The 16147-nt window shown below is 73.5% G+C and carries 18 protein-coding genes and 1 tRNA gene; 6 read left to right on the top strand and 13 right to left on the bottom strand.

Going from position 1 to position 16147, the window contains the following annotated elements:
* Positions 1-75: 75 nt before the first annotated feature.
* From ACZ66S_RS00945 to ACZ66S_RS00915, 7 genes are all read right to left on the bottom strand, one after another.
* Complete coding sequence (locus tag ACZ66S_RS00945) at positions 76-1188, bottom strand: serine hydrolase domain-containing protein (RefSeq protein WP_469898730.1); 1113 nt, start codon at positions 1186-1188, stop codon at positions 76-78.
* Positions 1185-2105, bottom strand: coding sequence for a DUF6895 family protein (locus tag ACZ66S_RS00940; RefSeq protein WP_469898728.1), 921 nt, complete (start codon positions 2103-2105; stop codon positions 1185-1187). The genes ACZ66S_RS00945 and ACZ66S_RS00940 overlap by 4 nt, the downstream gene beginning before the upstream one ends.
* Positions 2102-3115, bottom strand: coding sequence for a DUF6895 family protein (locus ACZ66S_RS00935; protein WP_469898727.1), 1014 nt, complete (start codon positions 3113-3115; stop codon positions 2102-2104). Before ACZ66S_RS00935 ends, ACZ66S_RS00940 begins: the two co-directional genes overlap by 4 nt.
* Positions 3112-3825 carry a hypothetical protein gene (locus ACZ66S_RS00930; RefSeq protein WP_469898725.1) on the bottom strand — a complete coding sequence of 238 codons (714 nt, stop codon included), beginning with the start codon at positions 3823-3825 and terminating at the stop codon, positions 3112-3114. Before ACZ66S_RS00930 ends, ACZ66S_RS00935 begins: the two co-directional genes overlap by 4 nt.
* Positions 3826-3837: 12 nt before the next feature.
* The gene (locus tag ACZ66S_RS00925; protein ID WP_007381710.1) at positions 3838-4026 is read right to left on the bottom strand and encodes a hypothetical protein; all 189 of its coding nucleotides are present in this window, start codon (positions 4024-4026) and stop codon (positions 3838-3840) included.
* Positions 4027-4182: 156 nt separating this feature from the next.
* Positions 4183-5559, bottom strand: a complete 1377-nt coding sequence (locus ACZ66S_RS00920) for a hypothetical protein (protein ID WP_469898723.1) — start codon at positions 5557-5559, stop codon at positions 4183-4185.
* Between the two features lie 80 nt (positions 5560-5639).
* Complete coding sequence (locus tag ACZ66S_RS00915; protein ID WP_469898722.1) at positions 5640-6410, bottom strand: DUF4097 family beta strand repeat-containing protein; 771 nt, start codon at positions 6408-6410, stop codon at positions 5640-5642.
* 211 nt (positions 6411-6621) lie between these two features.
* Here ACZ66S_RS00915 and ACZ66S_RS00910 point away from each other — a divergent pair.
* Positions 6622-6693: transfer RNA gene (locus ACZ66S_RS00910), tRNA-Val, on the top strand.
* Positions 6694-6738: 45 nt separating this feature from the next.
* Here ACZ66S_RS00910 and ACZ66S_RS00905 read toward each other — a convergent pair.
* The gene (locus tag ACZ66S_RS00905; RefSeq protein ID WP_469898720.1) at positions 6739-7077 is read right to left on the bottom strand and encodes a hypothetical protein; all 339 of its coding nucleotides are present in this window, start codon (positions 7075-7077) and stop codon (positions 6739-6741) included.
* Between the two features lie 146 nt (positions 7078-7223).
* Positions 7224-8489: an MFS transporter gene (locus tag ACZ66S_RS00900; RefSeq protein ID WP_469899650.1), complete on the bottom strand. Its 1266-nt coding sequence runs from the start codon at positions 8487-8489 to the stop codon at positions 7224-7226.
* Positions 8490-8748: 259 nt separating this feature from the next.
* Between ACZ66S_RS00900 and ACZ66S_RS00895 the strand changes: the two genes are divergently transcribed.
* Positions 8749-9174: a DUF6003 family protein gene (locus ACZ66S_RS00895; protein ID WP_469898719.1), complete on the top strand. Its 426-nt coding sequence runs from the start codon at positions 8749-8751 to the stop codon at positions 9172-9174.
* A gap of 114 nt (positions 9175-9288) precedes the next feature.
* On the opposite strand, the gene ACZ66S_RS00890 is transcribed toward ACZ66S_RS00895, so the two are convergent.
* Together ACZ66S_RS00890 and ACZ66S_RS00885 are read right to left on the bottom strand one after the other, a co-directional pair.
* Positions 9289-10254, bottom strand: coding sequence for a YihY/virulence factor BrkB family protein (locus ACZ66S_RS00890; protein ID WP_469898717.1), 966 nt, complete (start codon positions 10252-10254; stop codon positions 9289-9291).
* A 60-nt stretch (positions 10255-10314) separates the two neighbouring features.
* Positions 10315-10863 (bottom strand): YciI family protein, encoded by a 549-nt coding sequence (locus ACZ66S_RS00885; protein WP_469898715.1) that lies wholly within the window; start codon positions 10861-10863, stop codon positions 10315-10317.
* A 174-nt stretch (positions 10864-11037) separates the two neighbouring features.
* On the opposite strand from ACZ66S_RS00885, the gene ACZ66S_RS00880 reads away from it, so the two are divergent.
* Positions 11038-12234, top strand: coding sequence for an MFS transporter (locus ACZ66S_RS00880; RefSeq protein WP_469898714.1), 1197 nt, complete (start codon positions 11038-11040; stop codon positions 12232-12234).
* Between the two features lie 109 nt (positions 12235-12343).
* Positions 12344-12958 carry a dihydrofolate reductase family protein gene (locus ACZ66S_RS00875; RefSeq protein WP_469898713.1) on the top strand — a complete coding sequence of 205 codons (615 nt, stop codon included), beginning with the start codon at positions 12344-12346 and terminating at the stop codon, positions 12956-12958.
* Here ACZ66S_RS00875 and ACZ66S_RS00870 read toward each other — a convergent pair.
* A complete protein-coding gene (locus ACZ66S_RS00870) occupies positions 12916-13902 on the bottom strand; it encodes an alpha/beta fold hydrolase (RefSeq protein ID WP_469898711.1) in 987 nt (328 codons plus the stop codon). The genes ACZ66S_RS00875 and ACZ66S_RS00870 overlap by 43 nt on opposite strands.
* A gap of 212 nt (positions 13903-14114) precedes the next feature.
* On the opposite strand from ACZ66S_RS00870, the gene ACZ66S_RS00865 reads away from it, so the two are divergent.
* The gene (locus ACZ66S_RS00865) at positions 14115-14636 is read left to right on the top strand and encodes a GNAT family N-acetyltransferase (RefSeq protein WP_469898710.1); all 522 of its coding nucleotides are present in this window, start codon (positions 14115-14117) and stop codon (positions 14634-14636) included.
* Positions 14637-14683: 47 nt separating this feature from the next.
* On the opposite strand, the gene ACZ66S_RS00860 is transcribed toward ACZ66S_RS00865, so the two are convergent.
* The gene (locus tag ACZ66S_RS00860) at positions 14684-15598 is read right to left on the bottom strand and encodes a ketopantoate reductase family protein (protein WP_469898708.1); all 915 of its coding nucleotides are present in this window, start codon (positions 15596-15598) and stop codon (positions 14684-14686) included.
* Positions 15599-15715: 117 nt separating this feature from the next.
* Between ACZ66S_RS00860 and ACZ66S_RS00855 the strand changes: the two genes are divergently transcribed.
* The gene (locus ACZ66S_RS00855; protein WP_469898707.1) at positions 15716-15946 is read left to right on the top strand and encodes a DUF2277 domain-containing protein; all 231 of its coding nucleotides are present in this window, start codon (positions 15716-15718) and stop codon (positions 15944-15946) included.
* Positions 15947-16147 lie beyond the last annotated feature (201 nt).

Genomic DNA, 16147 nt, shown 5'->3' with positions numbered 1-16147 from the left:
GGACGCGATGACAGCACGGCGAGGGGCGGGGTCCGCGGACCCCGCCCCTCGCCGTCGCACGGCCGCCCGGTCGCCCTACAGGTCGGCCAGCAGCGCGTACGCCGTCGGGATGAAGGCGTCGCGGGCCCGGAAGCGGCGGGTGCAGACGGCGGCCAACGCCGTGCCGATGTCGGGCCGGAAGCCCAGGAAGGCCTGCTGACCGAGGGTCGCCCCGCCGTGGAAGTACATCGGGCCGCACTCCGTGGGGTGCTGGAACCAGGCCACCGTGTGCACGTGCCGGTGCCCGACACCGCGCCGCAGCACCGGGCGGCGGACCGCGCGCAGCGCGCCGGTCAACGGCCGCCCCGACGGCTCCAGATGGGCCTCCAGGAACGTGAGCAGGTCGTGCGGGGTGGCCCGGACGGCACCGGCCGCCTGGAAGCCGCCGACGGCCAGCGGGGGCACGGGTGTCGTGCCGTCCTTGCGGTGCCCGATGGCGTCCGTGTCCGGTCCGCCGGGGCCGAGAGCGGCGTCGCTCAGCCCGAGCGGCCCCAGCACCCGAGCGGTGAGCAGGTCGTCCCACCCGGTGGCGGTGGCCGCGGTCAGGGCGTGACCGAGGACGGCGACACCGAAGTTGGAGTAGTGCCAGCGGGTGCCGGGCCGGCGGTGTCGCCGGTGGCGCAGGAAGGCGTCGACCACGCGCTCGGCCGGATAGCGGGCGTAGGGGTTGGTCTGCCACGCCGGCAGCGCCCGGACGAAGAAGTCGGCGGGCAGGGCGGGCAGCCCCGAGGTGTGGGTGATCAGGTGAGCGAGGGTGACGGGGTGCTCGCCGGGGAGCCGGGCCGGGTCGAGCAGGCCGGCGGCCGGTTCGCCCGCGGACAGCACGCCCGTGTCGGTCAGGTGGGCCAGCAGCAGTCCGGTGAACGTCTTGGAGGCCGACCCCATCTCGTAGCGGGCCCGTTCGCGGGGCACGGGCGGGGGTGGCGCGGTGCCTCCGGCGCGCACGGTGCGGCGGCCGTGCCGGGACAGGGCGAAGACGACGTCGGGCGCGTCCACGGCGGCGACGGCCGCGTCGAGCCGCCGCAGTACCTCCTCCTCGTCCTCCGCGGGCGGATTCACCGGTGGACCGTCGGGTGCCGGTGCGTCGGTGGCGTCGAGCGGAGCACCCGGCCAGGGGGCCGGACGCGCGAGGCGTGCGCCGGCCGTCATGACGGGGTCCCCGCCAACCGGGACAGGGCGCGGGACATGGCCAGTACGGACGCGAAGGCGGCGACGAGCGTCGGGTGGTACACGATGTCGAAGACCTCGTCGGGTGTGCCCCGCGGCATGGAGCGTACGGCGGGCATCGCCCCGTCGGACTCCTGGGCGGCGGCGAAGCCCGTCCAGGCCCGCTCGTCGAAGGTGGGCTCGGGCAGGCAGGCGTCGACGACGAGCAGTTCGCCGAGCAGGTCCCAGCGTTGCAGGTCCAGCCAGTCGTCCAGCCAGACCGGCAGCCAGGTCGCGAGGTAGTCGGCGACATCGGCCGGCAGGCCCCCGGGGTTCTCGCCCCAGTCGGTGAGATGGAAGACGGTGTGGGTGATGTCGTAGGCGATGTGGCCTTCCACCGTCCAGGGCTCGGGAGCCCGCCCCAGCCAGGTCGCGCCCACCAGGTCGGCCTCCCGGGTGCCGGGCGGCAGGCCGAAGCGGCGCTGGAAGGCGGACAGGCCGAGGCGGCGGACCGGTGACATCTCCAGGGCGGCGAAGCTGTCCAGCCGCTGGTTGAGGCGGAAGGCGCGCTCGGCCTCGGGGTTGCTGTAGCCCAGCTCCTTGAAGGGCAGGTACACCTCGAAGGGGATGGGCGAGATGGGCTCGGTGTGCTGTCCGCGCACCAGCATCCGGCCGCCGTCGAGCGTGTGGCTCCAGGCGTGGTCGATCAACTGCCGTGCCAGCGTGGACTGCCGGGACCCGGCCACGCCTTCGCGGAACAACACCTTGCAGATGAGGGCCAGTTCGCCGACCGGCTTGAAGCGTTCCAGGAAGCCGACCTCCGGGTCGACGTCCAACTCCAGCCGGAATCCGTCGCGATGGGCGTGCAGCCACTCCAGGGCGCCGACCCCGACCTGGTGCAGGAGACGTGTGTCAGTCATCCCGGCACTCCCTGTCCGCCGGCCACGTCCAGTGCCGCCTCCACACCGTCCTCGCGCAGCCGGTCGAGGGTCAGCACGGCGGCGAAGACGGTCATCAGCGTCGAGTGGTAGCAGTCGAGGAACGCGGGCTCGGTCGTACGGCTGCCGCGCCCGCCGACCTCGGGGACGGCCCCCGAGCCGCCCTGGGCCGGTGCGAGCCGCGCCCACGCCTCCTGGAGCAGCGCGCGGTCCGGCGGGCCGGGCAGGCTGCTCGCCACGGCCAGCAACTCGCAGCTCAGGTCCCACTGCTCGTCCTCCAGGCAGGTGTCGAGCCAGGGCGCGAGCCAGTGCCGGAGGTAGGAGGCGACCGGCGCGGGCACGGCCTGCGGGGTCAGGCCCCAGTCGGTGAGATGGAAGATCACATGGGTGAGGGTGTAGCCGGCGGCCAGTTCGAACGTCCACGGTTCCGGCAGGCCGGCGAGCCAGGTGCGGTCCAGCGCCGGACGCATCTCCCCGTGCTGCGGGATGCCGCCGCGGCGCTCGGAGTTGAGCACGCTCATGCGCCGGTTCGGTTCCTGCTCCGTCACGTGCCAGCCGCGGGTTCGGGCCACCGTCGCCGTGGCGCGCTCGTAGCCGGCGTGGCGCAGGCCCGCCGACGCGAAGGCCGCGTACACCTCCAACGGATAGGTGGCGAAGGGTTCCAGGCGCTGCAACTCCACGAACAGGGCGCCCCGCCCGGTCTGTTGCCACGCGAACGACAGCAGGTCCGACGCCGTCACGTGGAGCGGGTCGGCCGGATCGGTGTGCCGTCGTACGCAGACGCACACCTGGGCCAGCTCGCCGAGGGGCTTCCAGGTGGTGTTCACGTTGCCGTGCTCGGCGAGCGCGTCGTCGCCGAGCGCGAAGCCGTCGCGGTGGCCGCTCAGCCAGGTCAGCGCGGCCTCGGCCAGGCGCCGGACCTCACGCGTGGTGGATGCCCCGTGCGCCGCCCGTACCTCCGACGTCGCCGCCCGTGCGTCGGGCGCCGTCACACCAGCACTCCCGTCCGCATCAGTTGGGCGGCCTCGACCTGCAATGCCACGCGGGCGTCCGTGCCGCCCATCTGGGCCACGAACTCCAGCCCGGTGTCCAGGCCCAGCGTCCGTGGCACGTCGTCGAGGAGGACCAGCCAACGTCCCGCTCCGGCCGCCTGGAGCCAGTCGCGGCGGCGGACCGCCCGGACGAAGCCCCGGGCGACGTCGACCGGGCGGCTGCGGGCCACCTCGGCGACCGCGCAGTCCTCGCCGGGCAGCGCGAGCGGGGCGAGCACGGCGAGTTGATGGGTCAGGAACTGCCACGGTGCCTCGTCGAGCCAGGCCGTCCCGGGCTCGCCGTCGTCGTCCGGCGCGCCGTCGAAGGACGCGTCCAGCCGCCGGAGCGCCCGCCGCATGGCCCAGTGGCTCCACGCCACGGTGGGAGACGCCTCGGCGGGGGGCGGGTAGGCGTGAACGGCTCTGCCGAGCACGGTGAGATCGTCGGGATCGGGGGGCGGACAGCGCAGCAGGACGCTCGGCAGCACGACATCGGCTCCCACCACCCGGACGGCGGCGAGGGACGGGTCGGCGGTCGTCCCGGGGCCGTGCCCCGTGGCGACCGTGCCTGCCAGCCGGAAGCGGTCCCCGCTCCGAAGAGCGGAGACCAGTTCCGACGTGAGGCCCTGCACCGCGCCCGCCAGGCGGGTCGAAGTGCCGGACTGCTCCATTCGATTCTCCCGTCAGCCCTTCTTCGGCCGTGGCGTCGGAGGCGACAGCAGGAGGTTGCTCGACGAGGACGTCAGAGCAAGCGCCGCGCACTGGCGGCTGTCGCGGTAGTAACCGTCGGCCTCGACGGGGTCGAGAGCCGCTTCGACGTCGGTGCCGGGGACCTCGGTCAGGTCCTCGAGCTGGAACTCGGTGGAAGACATACCACCATCTCCTTTGCGAGAGATATGCGGGTCTCCATCCATGTCACCGCATTGAGACGATCTATGCAAAAAAGGGTGATTTGTCTAGTTCGTGCGAGATTCAATCTCCTGCCCGCGAGGACATGAGCAGACCTGGACCCCGGCGTACGGGACGCCTCAGTGCGCGCCGCCGCGCTCCTCGCGGATCTGCGCGACCACCCGGGCCACCGTCTGCCGTACCGCTTCCGTCTCGGTGAGGAAGTGCCAGTAGTCGGGGTGGCGGCCCTCCAGGGTCGCGATCGCCCGGTCCAGGCGGGCCACCGAGTCGTCCAGGGGCCGCGCGTGCCGCGGGTCCGGCGTGGTGCGGCCGGTCATGGCGAGACGCTGGGCGTCGCGGATGGCGAAGCGGGTGCGGTCGATCTCCTGCTGGGGGTCCTTCTGCACGGCGTTCAGCCGGCGCAGCCGGTCACCGGCGGCGGAGACGGACTCGTCGGTGGTGTTGAGCAGGGCGCGGACCGTGGACAGCAGGGAGGTCGCGTCCGGCCAGCGCTGTTCGTCGCGGGCGGCGCGGGCCTCGCGGAGCTTGCGCTCGGCCTGCCGGACGTTCTCCGTGGCCTGGTCCGGGACGTGCTGGAGGTCCTGCCAGCAGGCGGCGGTGAACCGGCGGCGCAGTTCGCTGAGGACCGGGTCGACCTGGCCCGCGCGGGTGGTCAGGGCCTCGGCGCGGGTGCGCAGGGAGACCAGCCGGTGGTCGATCTCGGCGGCCCGCTCCGGGAGCCGCTCGGCCTCGACCCGGATCGACTCGGCCTCCCGCGCGACCCGTTCGGCCCGCTCCAGGGTCTGCGGTACGCCGTGCTGCCCGGCCCCCTGGTTGAGCTTGGTCAGCTCGGGTCCGAGCGCGGCGAGCCGGGCGGCCAGGTCGTCCGCCTTCAGCCCCGACTCCCGTACGGCGTCCAGGGCGTTGGAGGCGGCCAGCAGCCCCTGCCTGGCCCGCTCCACGGCCGGGGCGAGACGGGCGAGCTGGGTCTCGGCCTTGCCCAGCAGCGGGCCGAGACTGTCGCCGAAACGATCCAGCTCCCGCTTGACGTTGCCGAGGTCGTCCTTGGCCCGGGTCAGCTCGGTGCGCGCGTGCGCGGCGACCGCGGCCTCCAGGTCGTCCCGGTCGAGGTCATGGGCGTCGACGGCCTCGATGTAGCGCTGGCTGGCCGAGTCGATCCGCCCGCTGATCGCCTGGAAGTCGGCGACCGCCCGCCGGGCGGCGGGGGAGTCGTCGACGGCGGTGATGGTCTCGATCGAGATCCGCAGATCCCGCTGGGCGGTGTCCAGTTCGTAGAACGCGGCCGCGGCGGCGTCCTTCGCGGCCTGCGCCTCGGCCCGCTGGTTCTCCGCACGCCCGCCGAACCAGCGCCGGGTGCCGCCGCCGGCGAACGCGGCCGGCAGCGCGAGGGCGGCGAGCAGGGGCAGGCCGAGCAGAGCGAGGGTGTCCCCGAGTGCCTGACGGTGTGCGCGCGGCACCGACGCCGACGAGTACGGCCGCGATGGTGTCGCCGTCACATCCCTCTCCCGTGCTGTGGTCCGTCCTGGCGGTGCCCGGTGTCATTCTCCCACCGGTAAGGGACGAACACACGGGCCGGTCAGTTCGCGGTTCGCACCGTGACTTTGCCGTCTCCGCTCTCGGCGGACACCACATGGCCGCTGGAGTCGGACCGGGGCACCGACACGTCGACCCCTCCGTCGCCGCTCTTCGCCTCGACCCGGTAGGTGGCCCGCGGCAGCTCGACGGTCACGGAGCCGTCGCCGCTGCGGGTCTCCACCCGGTCCGGTACGACGCCGAGTTCGAGGTGGAGCGAGCCGTCCCCGGTGCGGGCGGTCACCTGGCGGGAGGTGACCTCCGCGCGCATCGACCCGTCGCCGGTGTGCAGCCTGAGCGGCCCGCTGGAGTCGGTGACCCGCACGGAACCGTCGCCGGTGCTGATGCTGAGCGGCCGGGTGAAGCCGCGGGCCCGCACGCTGCCGTCGCCGTCCTCGACCTTCACGCTGATGTCCCGTGGCACCTCGATGCGGTGCTTGGCCGCGCAGTCGGCGACGACACCGCTGCACTTCATCCGCAGTACCAGCCGGTCGTCCTTCATCGACCAGGTCACCTCGGGGTCCTTGCCGACGGCGACGGTCCCCTGGAACCAGCGGGTGACCTGGACCGTGCCGGCCTTGTTCGAATCGGCGGCGACGATCTCCAGCGCCGAGTCGTCGGAGTCGACGGTCAGGGTGCGGCCCTGGAGGGCGAAGGACTTGTGGTCGGGGGTCTTGTCGTCCCCGGCGGAGGCACCGCAGGCGGTGGCCCCCGCGACGACGAGCGCGACGACCCCGGCCGCGGCGGCGGCACGTGCGGGAACGGAACGGACCATGGTTATCTCCCCCTGATCTAGCCCTGGGCGGGCGGCCGCGGGCACTCCGCGACCCTGCTTCGACCCTAGGGACCGGCGCCCCGGCGGGGGATCCGGGCCGCTCCCGGATCGGGGGTGGGGTTTTCCCCCGTACCGACCCTGACCTCCGCGGGCCTCCGAGTAAGGGTTTGCGGGGCAGGGTCCCGGGCAAGGTAGGCTGTCGACTCGTCTCGGGTGCGTAGCTCAGGGGTAGAGCGCCTGCCTTACAAGCAGGATGTCGGCGGTTCGAAACCGTCCGCGCCCACACCGTGAAGGACCCCGGCCGATCCCGGCCGGGGTCCTTCGTCGTTCAGCCCGCTTCCTGCCTGCGGGACGCGTGCTTCAGATCGGTGCGGGCGTCCACGCGGTCCGGCATCTCCACCTCGGTCCAGAAGCGGTGGGTGGTGACGAAGACCGCGAGTTCGTGCTCGCGCTGCCGGAGCTTCTCCACCTCGGCCTGTTCGTCGGGCGTCCAGCCCGGGGAGGCGGGGCGCTCCACCTTCCGCCAGCCGTTGTCGTCACTGAAGCCGTCCAGCGGCGCGACCGACCAGGGAAGCCGCTTGAGCAGGGCCGACAGCTCGGCCCGGACCTGATGCAGCTCCTCCTGACCGGCGAGGAGGTCACTCGGAAAGTCATAGGTCTTAGCCACGCGGCAATGCTACGCCTGTTCGATTTTCAGAGGCGAGCGGCTTCGGGAGGTTCATGCGAATGGGCGGACGGGGTGGGGTTGCGGGGGTGGTCAAGTGGGTGTGGGCGCGGGTGGGCGAGGGGGACAAAGCGTGTGGCGGTGGCCGGCTACGTTCGCGGTAACTCCGTCACCGGGGCCGCATGGTCCGGGCGGGGCGGGAGTGTTCGGCCCAGGTGGGTGAGGGGGGACGTGGCCATCAGGAGCGGGGAGAGGAGCATGGTCGACGCTGTCGCCAGGAGGCTGGTGCGCAGGCCCCACTGCTGTGCGAGGTGTCCGCCGAGCAGGGAGCCGAGCGGGGTCAGGCCCATGCCGACGAACGTGATCGTGGCGGCCGCCCGCCCCTGCATCCCGTACGGGGTGACCGCCTGTCGGACGGCCATGACCGTGACGTTCACCAACTGGCCGCCCGCCCCGAACACGAAGCCGACCGCGAGGAGCACGGCGACCGTGGCCGCGGACGGGCCGTGCAGCGCGGGCACGCACAGGAACGCGCCGTCGCCGATCGCCGCCGCCGACACCAGCACCACGCCATGACCGAACCGGCCCGGCAGCCGGGCGGCGAGGAGCGAGCCCAGGAGCGCGCCCGGCCCCACCGCCGCGAGGGACAGCCCGACGACCGTGCCCGACAGATGCAGTTCGCGCGGCAGGAAGAGCAGATAGACGGTCATCAGCGCGGCGAAGGAGAACTGGAAGGCCGCCGAGGCGAGGCACACGGTCCGCAGTGAGGTCTCGCGCGCGACGAAACGCAGGCCCTCCTGGATCCGCCGCCCTATCGGGGAGGGCCGCTCCGCGTGCTCCGGGACCGGCTCGTCGCGACGGATCCGGCGGATCGACAGGAACGACAGCGCGAAGAACACCGCGCCCGCCGCCGCGGCGACCGGCGCCGACAGCCAGGACACCAGCGCACCGCCGAGGGCGGGGCCACCGATCTGCGCCGCGGACCGGCTGCCCTCGAGCGCGCTGTTGCCCCGCACCAACTGATCGCGTCGCACCAGCCGTACGAGGGACGACTGGTAGGCGACGTCGAAGAACACGGACAGGACCCCGACGGCGAGGACGACCGCGAACAGCGCGGGCAGCCCGAGCCCGCCGAGGAGCCCGGCCAGCGCGGCGGCGCCCAGGGCCAGGGCCCGGCCGGCGTCCGACGCGATCATCACCGTGCGGGTCCGCCGGCGGTCCACCCACGCGCCGACGAGGAGCGAGAGCAGCAGCACCGGCGCCTGCCCCACCGCTCGCAGCAGGCCCAACTCGCCGGGACCGGCGTCGAGGGTCAGGACGGCGAAGAGCGGCAGCACCAACAGGCTGGTGTGCTCGCCGAGTTGGGAGGCCGTCTGGCCCACCCAGAGGCGACGGAAGTCCCGGTCCCGCCACAGGCTCGGCGGGACAGAACGGCTGGAATCGGATGGAATGGCGGAAAACGGCGGCACGACGATCCCCGGATCGAAGACGGGCTGTGCCGCACCATCGAGCGCAGCACGCGATGACAGGCCGCGCACGGCCTACGACGTCAACGCGCGCTCGGAAGACCGACCATGTCCTTGCTCCTCCCCCTGTCACCCACCGGACTGAACATTAGCCGGGCGAGGCGGGGTAAGGGGAGGGCGATCGACCCCTGGTGCGAAGGAGCCGAGGATGACCGACGACGCCTACCTGTTCCTGCTCGACGACGCGTCCGCGCGACTCGGCGTGCCCCTCGCCGCCGTGGGCGAGCTCGCGTGCCTGGAGACCCCCGCGGTCCTCGCCTGGCTGGACGCCCAGGGGACCACGGCGACCTCCCCGCACCTGCGTCTGCTGCCGCCCGAGGAGACCGCGGCCGTGCCCGAGGGCGCCGAACGGCTGCCCGTGCCGTTGAGCGACGAGGAACTGACTCGGGTCCGCCACCACCTGGCACCCGAGTCGCTCGCCGGGGTCGAGGAGGAACTCCTCGCCTACCGCGACTGCGCGGACGGCCGGGACGGACTGATCGGGCGGGCACTGGCCGCCGGCGTGCCACCGCACCGCATCGTCGAACTGACCGGCGTGGACCCCGCCACGGTCACCGCCGCGGCGCAGGGCTGACGGCGACAACACCGCGCGGCGCACGGCTGACGGCCACACCACGGCCGCGGCCCACGGCTGACGGCGACAACACCCGCCGCGGCGCAGGGCCGACAGCGAGAGCGCCGCGCACCCTCACGTCCCCGGCCCGGGGTCCGGGTGCACGGCCGACTCGACGCCGGCGCGGGCCGCTTCGAGCTGGGCGGCGAACGCGATGCCGAGGAACAGCGCGACAGCGGTGAGGTTCGCCCAGAGCAGCAGGGCGATGAAGGCGGTGAGCGGCCCGTAGACGGCGCCGAAGGCACCGCTCTCCTCGACGTACAGCGCGAGCAGCCAGGTGGCCGACACCCACAGCAACAGATGCACGGCCGAGCCGAACGCCAGCCAGGTGTAACCGGGCTGCACCCGACGCGGCGACCAGCGGAAGATCACGGCGGAGGCCACCCACGCCAGCGCGAGCCCCACCGGCAGGTCCAGCACTCCCCACCAGCGCGGCCCGCCGCCCTCCCGGCCCGCGGACTCCGCCACCGCGTCGCCCACGGCCTCGCCGGCCACCAGCACGACGAAGCCCAGCACCAGGGGGAGGCCGGCGGCGACCGCGAGCACGATCCCGCGCGCGTACTTGCGCGGGAAGGGACGGTCGCGCTCGATGCCGTAGATCCGGTTCGCGCCGCGCTCGATCTGGCCCATGGCCGAGGCGAGGTTCAACAGGGCGAAGCCGAGCCCCAGCCACAGCGCGAGGGTGCTCCAGACACTGCCGTGCGCGGTGCGGCGTGTCCCGTCGAAGGCGTCCTTCACGATGTCGGCGCTCGCGCCGGGCACGATCCGGCCGAGCGTCAGCTCGATGATCCGGCCCACGCCCTCCGTGTGCACCGAGGTCGCGAGCCCCACCAGCGCCACCGTGCACGGGACCAGCCCGAGCACCACCTGGAAGGCGAGGGCCCGGGCGTTGGTGAAGCCGTCGGCGTAGCGGAACCGCGCGAAGGAGTCGGTCAGCAGCCGCAGGCCGCCGTAGTGGCGCAGGGCGGTGAACGCCTCGTCTCCGGAGAGTTCCTCCCCGATCATGTCCCGGGTCTGCGGGACGCGGACGGCGGTACCCATCTGGTGGACGCTCCTCGTTCGTACGGCTGGTCCCTGTGCGGTTGCCCCGAGAACGGGTTGTCAGCGTCGTCCGCCGAACTCCCACGCGTGGACCTCCACCGCGGCGTACCGGTCCGCGGTCAGCACGGCCCGCGCCCGTTCCGGGTCCGGGGCGCGGACCAGGGCAGCCGTGCCCAGCCAGGCGGTGGCGTCGTCCGACAGCAGGGGACCGTAGGCGATCAGGTCGTCCTTCGCCGGCGGTACGGCGAGGTCGACGGCCTCTCCCGCGCCGAGACCCAGCACCAGGTACCGGTCGCCGCCGGTGCGGCCGCCGGGGAAGTCCCACATGGTGCGGCCCAGCAGGTTGCGCCAGCGGCGCAGCAGCACGTCCCGGTAGGCACCGGCCTGGTAGTTGGGCTCGTCGAAGGCGAACGCGCGCGCCGCGGCGGGATCGGGCAGCTCGACGATGTGCACACTCCCGCTCGGCGTCTCCCCGTCGGCGGCGAACGTCGGCCCACGCGCGATCAGTTCGGCCTCGTACCGGTCCATGTACGACCAGTGCGCCTCGGTCAGCTCCGCCCGCAGGGGCAGGGAACCGGGCCGGTCACGGTGGTAGCAGAAGAACTCCATACCGAGAGCCTCGTCGACGCGGGGCGCCGTCTCAACGGCATTTGCGCACGCGCCTTCGTCCAAGCGCCGTCGCTGCTTTGTCCATGGACCCGTGCGCGGAGGGACGCGAGGGTCGGTCCATGAGCGCTGATCTCGGGGACTGTCTTGCGTAGGCCGGGGATCGAACGGCGGCGGATGCCCGGTGGGCTGGTCGCGCTGGCCGTCGGAGGGTTCGGCATCGGGCTGACCGAGTTCCTGATCGCGGGACTGCTGCCGCAGGTGGCGGCCGGTCTCGCGGTGTCGGAGGCGGCGGCCGGCCGGCTGATCTCCGGATACGCGCTCAGCGTCGCGATCGGCGCGGTCGTCCTCACGGCGGCGACCGCGCGACTGCCCCGCAAGCACGTCCTGGTCGGCCTGCTGGTCCTGTTCGTCCTCGGCAACCTGCTGTCCGCCGTCGCCCCGAGCTACCCGGTCATGCTGCTCGGGCGGATCGTGGCGGCGCTGTGCCACGGCTCCTTCTTCGGCATCGGCTCCCTCGTCGCGCGCGACCTGGTCGCGCCGGAGCGCGGGTCCCGCGCGGTGGCCGTCATGTTCGCCGGGCTGACGGTAGCGAACGTGCTCGGCGTGCCGTTCGGCGCGCTGGTGGGGGAGCGCTGGGGCTGGCGGGCCGCGTTCTGGGCGGTCACGGCGGTCGGCGTACTCGCGCTCGCGGGCATCATCGCGTGGGTGCCGAGCCGCGCCGCGGAGAGCCCGCGGACGGGACCGGCGCCTCCCACGGCCCTGCGCGCCCAGCTCGGCGCGTTCCGCTCCGGCCAGGTCTGGCTGACCCTGCTCGCCACCGCGCTCGGCTACGGCGGGATGTTCGGCGCGTTCAGCTACATCGCCTACACGTTCACCGAGGTCGGCGGCTTCTCCTCGGCGGACGTCCCCTGGCTGCTCATGGTGTACGGCGTCGGGCTGGTCGTCGGCAACCTGCTCGGCGGCCGGGCGGCGGACCGTGACCGCGACCGTGCGCTGGTCCTCGCCCTGGCCGGGCTCACGGTCACCCTCGTCGCGTTCGGGCTGCTCGCGGACAGCGCGACGGCGTCGGTGGTGCTGGTCCTGCTGATGGGGGTGTTCGGGTTCGCCGGTGTGCCCGGACTCATCACCCGTGTCACCGACCACGCGGGGGGCGCGGCCCTGGCCGCCGGCGCCAACGTGTCCGCGTCCAACCTCGGCAACGCACTGGGCGCCTGGGCCGGCGGCCTCGCGATCACCGCGGGCCTGGGCTACACCGCCCCGCTCTACGTCGGCGCGGGCATGGTCCTCACCGCCGTGGCCGTCATGGCCGTCGCGGCAGGGACAGCGAGGGCCGACGGGCGGGAGGAGCGGGCCGTGGCGGTCCGGGGATGACGGTCGGGGGTGGGGCCGGTCTCAGGGGGGGGCACCGGACCTCGGCGATGACTTTCGCGCTCGCCGCAGGTCTGAAGGGGGACAGGAGCCTCCCGGGAGAGGTGCGGTCATGGAGGATCCCCAGAACGTGCGTACCGCGCCGGCGGCGGACATGGTGCCGCAGATCGCCGCGGGCAAGGTGCTCTGGCACTTCACCATGTCGTTGGACGGGTACGTGGCGGGCCCCGAACACACGATGGACTGGCTGACGGGGTTCTCGTTCCGGCCCGGCCTCGTCGAGGAGTACGCCGCGACGACCGGGGCCGTGCTGGGCGGCCGGGACGGCTGGGACGCCTTCCCCGACGCCCGGGCCGTTTACGGCGGCGCGTGGCAGGGACCGCTGTTCGTCCTCACGCACCATCCCGAGGACGCGGGGCCCGTCCCCGGCGTGACCTTCCTGAACTGCGACCCCGCCGACGCCGTCCGGATCGCCCTGGCGGCCGCCGGCGGCAAGAACGTGGAGGTCTTCTCGCCCACGATCGGCCGCCAGCTCCTGGAACGCGGCCTGATCGACGAGATCGACCTCCACCTCGCGCCCGTCCTGCTCGGCGACGGGATCCGGCTCTACGACCGCCCCGGCGGCGCGCCCGTACGCCTCGAAGGACTCGACGGCACCGGTCGTACGGCCGTCGTGAACGTGCGCTACCGCCCGCTCGCCACCGATCCCAGCCAGTCGGTCAGGTGACGGTTGACCTCCTCGGGACGCTCCTGCTGGATCCAGTGGCCGCAGCCGTCGAGGAGGTGGGCGGCGTGCAGGCCGGGGAGGGTCGTGGGGAAGGCGTCGACGGCGTCGGAGAGCCAGGTGGTGGAGGCGTCCAGGGTGCCGCCCAGGAAGAGGGAGGGCCGGCTGATCGGCGCTCCCGCGTGGGCGGCCAGGTCCTTCCAGTCCTGGTCCATCGCGCGGTAGCGGTTCAGGGCACCGGTGAGCCCCGTCCGCTCGAACTCCCCGGCGTAGACGTCGAGATCGTCCTCGGTGAGCCAGGCCGGGAGGCGGCCGGTGGGGAAGCGGTCGCACATCCGGCCGCCCGGTGCGACGAAGTGCGGGTCGGCGAGCACGCCGTGGGCGTCGGGCTTCGGCATGGTGTCGGCCGAGAGCGCGGCGTAGAAACCGGCCAGCCAGCCGCGTACGTCCGGCTCGATCTCCCGTTCGGCCCGGCCGGGCTCCTGGAAGTAGGAGACGTAGAACTCCTCCGGCCCGCCGATCGCCGCGAAGACCTCGCTGGGGCGGGGGCCGCCGGGCGGCGTGTACGGCACGCTCAGCAGGCCGACCGCGTGGAAGACGTCCGGCCTGAGCAGCGCCGAGTGCGCCGCGATCGTCGCGCCCCAGTCGTGCCCGACGACCACCGCGGAACGCTCGCCGAGCGCCGCCACCACGGCCGCGTTGTCCTCCACCAGCTCGGTCATCCGGTACGCCGACACCGCCTCCGGTTTCGACGAACGGCCGTAGCCGCGCACGTCCACGGCGACCGCGCGGTATCCAGCCGCGGCCAGCACCGGCAACTGGTGGCGCCACGAGTACCAGGACTCCGGGAATCCGTGCAACAGCAGGACGAGGGGCCCGGTGCCCTGCTCCACGAGGTGGATCCGGCCGGCGGGGCCGGGGACCAGACGGTGGGTGAGGTGCGGCATGTGTCCTCCGTACTTGCGGATCACGGTCACGGATCGCGGCTCGCGGATGGCGGGTCACGGACTGCGGGGCCGAGGTGGGGCACGAGGTGGGGCACGAGGGGTGGTTCACCACGATCCTGGGGGGTGGCGGCGGCTCGACGCGAGATCTGTTGCCGGTTCGGCAAAACCGCAGGCCGGGGGTGTTGTCAGACCCTGCGTCTAGGGTGGCTGACATGGATACGGAGCAGGTGGAGCCGGTGCGGTTGGTGCCCTGGGCGGAGGGCGACTTCTGGCTGCTGGAGCGGACCAACAGCCCTGAGATGACCGACCACTTGGGCGGACCGGAGACCGAGGAGAGGCTTCTCGCGCGGCATCGGCGGTACGTCGGGCTGTCGTCGGGGCGGATGTACCGCGTCACGCTCGCCGACGGCGGGGAGACCGTCGGCTCGGTGGGGTTCTGGGAGCGTGAGTGGCGGGACTCCCTGATATGGGAGACCGGGTGGGGGATCCTGCCGGAGTTCCAGGGCCGGGGACTGGCCGCGCGGGCGGCCCGTGCCGTCGTGGAGGAGGCACGGGCCGCCGGTGGACACCGCTACCTGCACGCCTTCCCGAGCGTGGAGCACACCGCGTCGAACGGCGTCTGCCGCCGGGCCGGCTTCACGCTGCTCGGGGAGGCCGAGTTCGAGTACCCGAAGGGCCACTGGATCAAGTCGAACGAATGGCGGTACGACCTGACGGGCGGGGACGGCCGCTGAGGGCGCGGGCCGGGCGACGGCGGCGGCAGTGGCGGTGCGGGGGACCGTCAGCTCTCGGCGCCCGCCAACTCCCCGACCACCCGGGCCGCGACGGGCACCTTCACCCCGTGCCGGTCCGCCGCGCGCAGCAACGCCCCGCCGATCGCGTCCAGTTCGAGGGGGCGGCCCGCCTCCGCGTCACGCTGCATCGAGGACTTCGTCCCGGGCGGGAAGGCGTCGTAGCGGGCGAGGGCCTGGGCCGGGTCGGCAGGACCGCCGCAGGCCGCGCTGACCGCGGCGGTCTCCTCGACCAGGGCGGTCAGCTCGTCGCGGTGGCGGGTGCGTACCTCGCCGAGGGGGAGGGCGTGCAGGGTGGTGAGGAGGGCGAAGGGAGCGAGGAAGGACATCTTGGCCCACAGGGCGGCCGTCTCGTCGTTCAGCACCCGGGTCGTGGGGCCGGCCTCGGCGAGGACGGAGGCCAGTGCGTCGAGCCGCTCGCGGGGGACGCCGTCGCCGGTCAGGTCGAGCTCGGCGAAGGGGCTGCCGTGCTCGATGACGCCGGGTGCGATCCTCGTCGACTCCACGCGGATCACCGCCGGGGCGACCCGGTCCGGACGGTAGCGGGCGCGCAGGGTCACCGGGTGCTCGACGCCGTTCAGGAGGGGGACGACCAGGCCGTCGCCCAGGACGCTGGGCGGGACGCGGTCGAGGGCGGAGTGCAGGGAGGTGTGCTTGACGGCGATCACGCAGGCGTCGACCGGTTCGCGCAGCTCGGTGTCGGCCTCGACGGGGGTCGTGAAGTCGCCGAAGGTGCCGCTGCGGACCTCGATGCCGGCCGTGCGCAGGGTGTTCGCCGTGTCGTCGCCGGCCAGGCAGATCACCCGGTGTCCGGCGCGGGCCAGGAGGGCGGCGAGGAGGCCGCCGGTGCCGCCCGGGCCCAGGACGGCCACGGTGAGTTCACGGTGTGCGGAGTCGTGCGCCATGTCGGGTTGTTCCTCTCGTCGGTCGGCCCCGGGACCGGTGGCCGCCTCGGCGAGGATCATGACATTCGGAACGGGCGGACGGAAGCGCCGATCCGCCCGGGGAGGGAGACTGACGGTATGTGCCGCAGTATCAAGACGCTTCGTCCGCCCGTGTTGCCCGAGGAGGCGACGGAGGAGGAGATCCGGGCCGCCGCGCTCCAGTACGTGCGCAAGGTCTCGGGCTTCCGCGCCCCCGCCGCCCACAACAAGGAGGTCTTCGACCGTGCCGTGGAAGCGGTCACGGAGGCGACCGCCGAGCTGCTGGCTGCCCTGGAGGTCCGAGGAGCCACCCACCGCAAGGCAAGCTGACCCGCCCCACCGCCGGGCCCGGGTCGCCTGCGGGTGTGGGTTGTCGTCGACGCCGACCCACCCGGCTCGCAGCCGCGGTAGGGCTTGCGTTCGCAGGGTTTTGGCCCAGGCTTGTGTTGCCGGGGGCCCGCAAACGCACGCCTCGTCGGCGTCTCAGCCGCCGTAGGCCCTGCGGCCGCAGGTGGATGTTGGCCCAGGGCG

Source organism: Streptomyces sp. NPDC107471, assembly GCF_055582845.1.
Note: the sequence above shows the minus strand (reverse complement) of the source record. Positions and strands in the feature narration are given on the sequence as shown.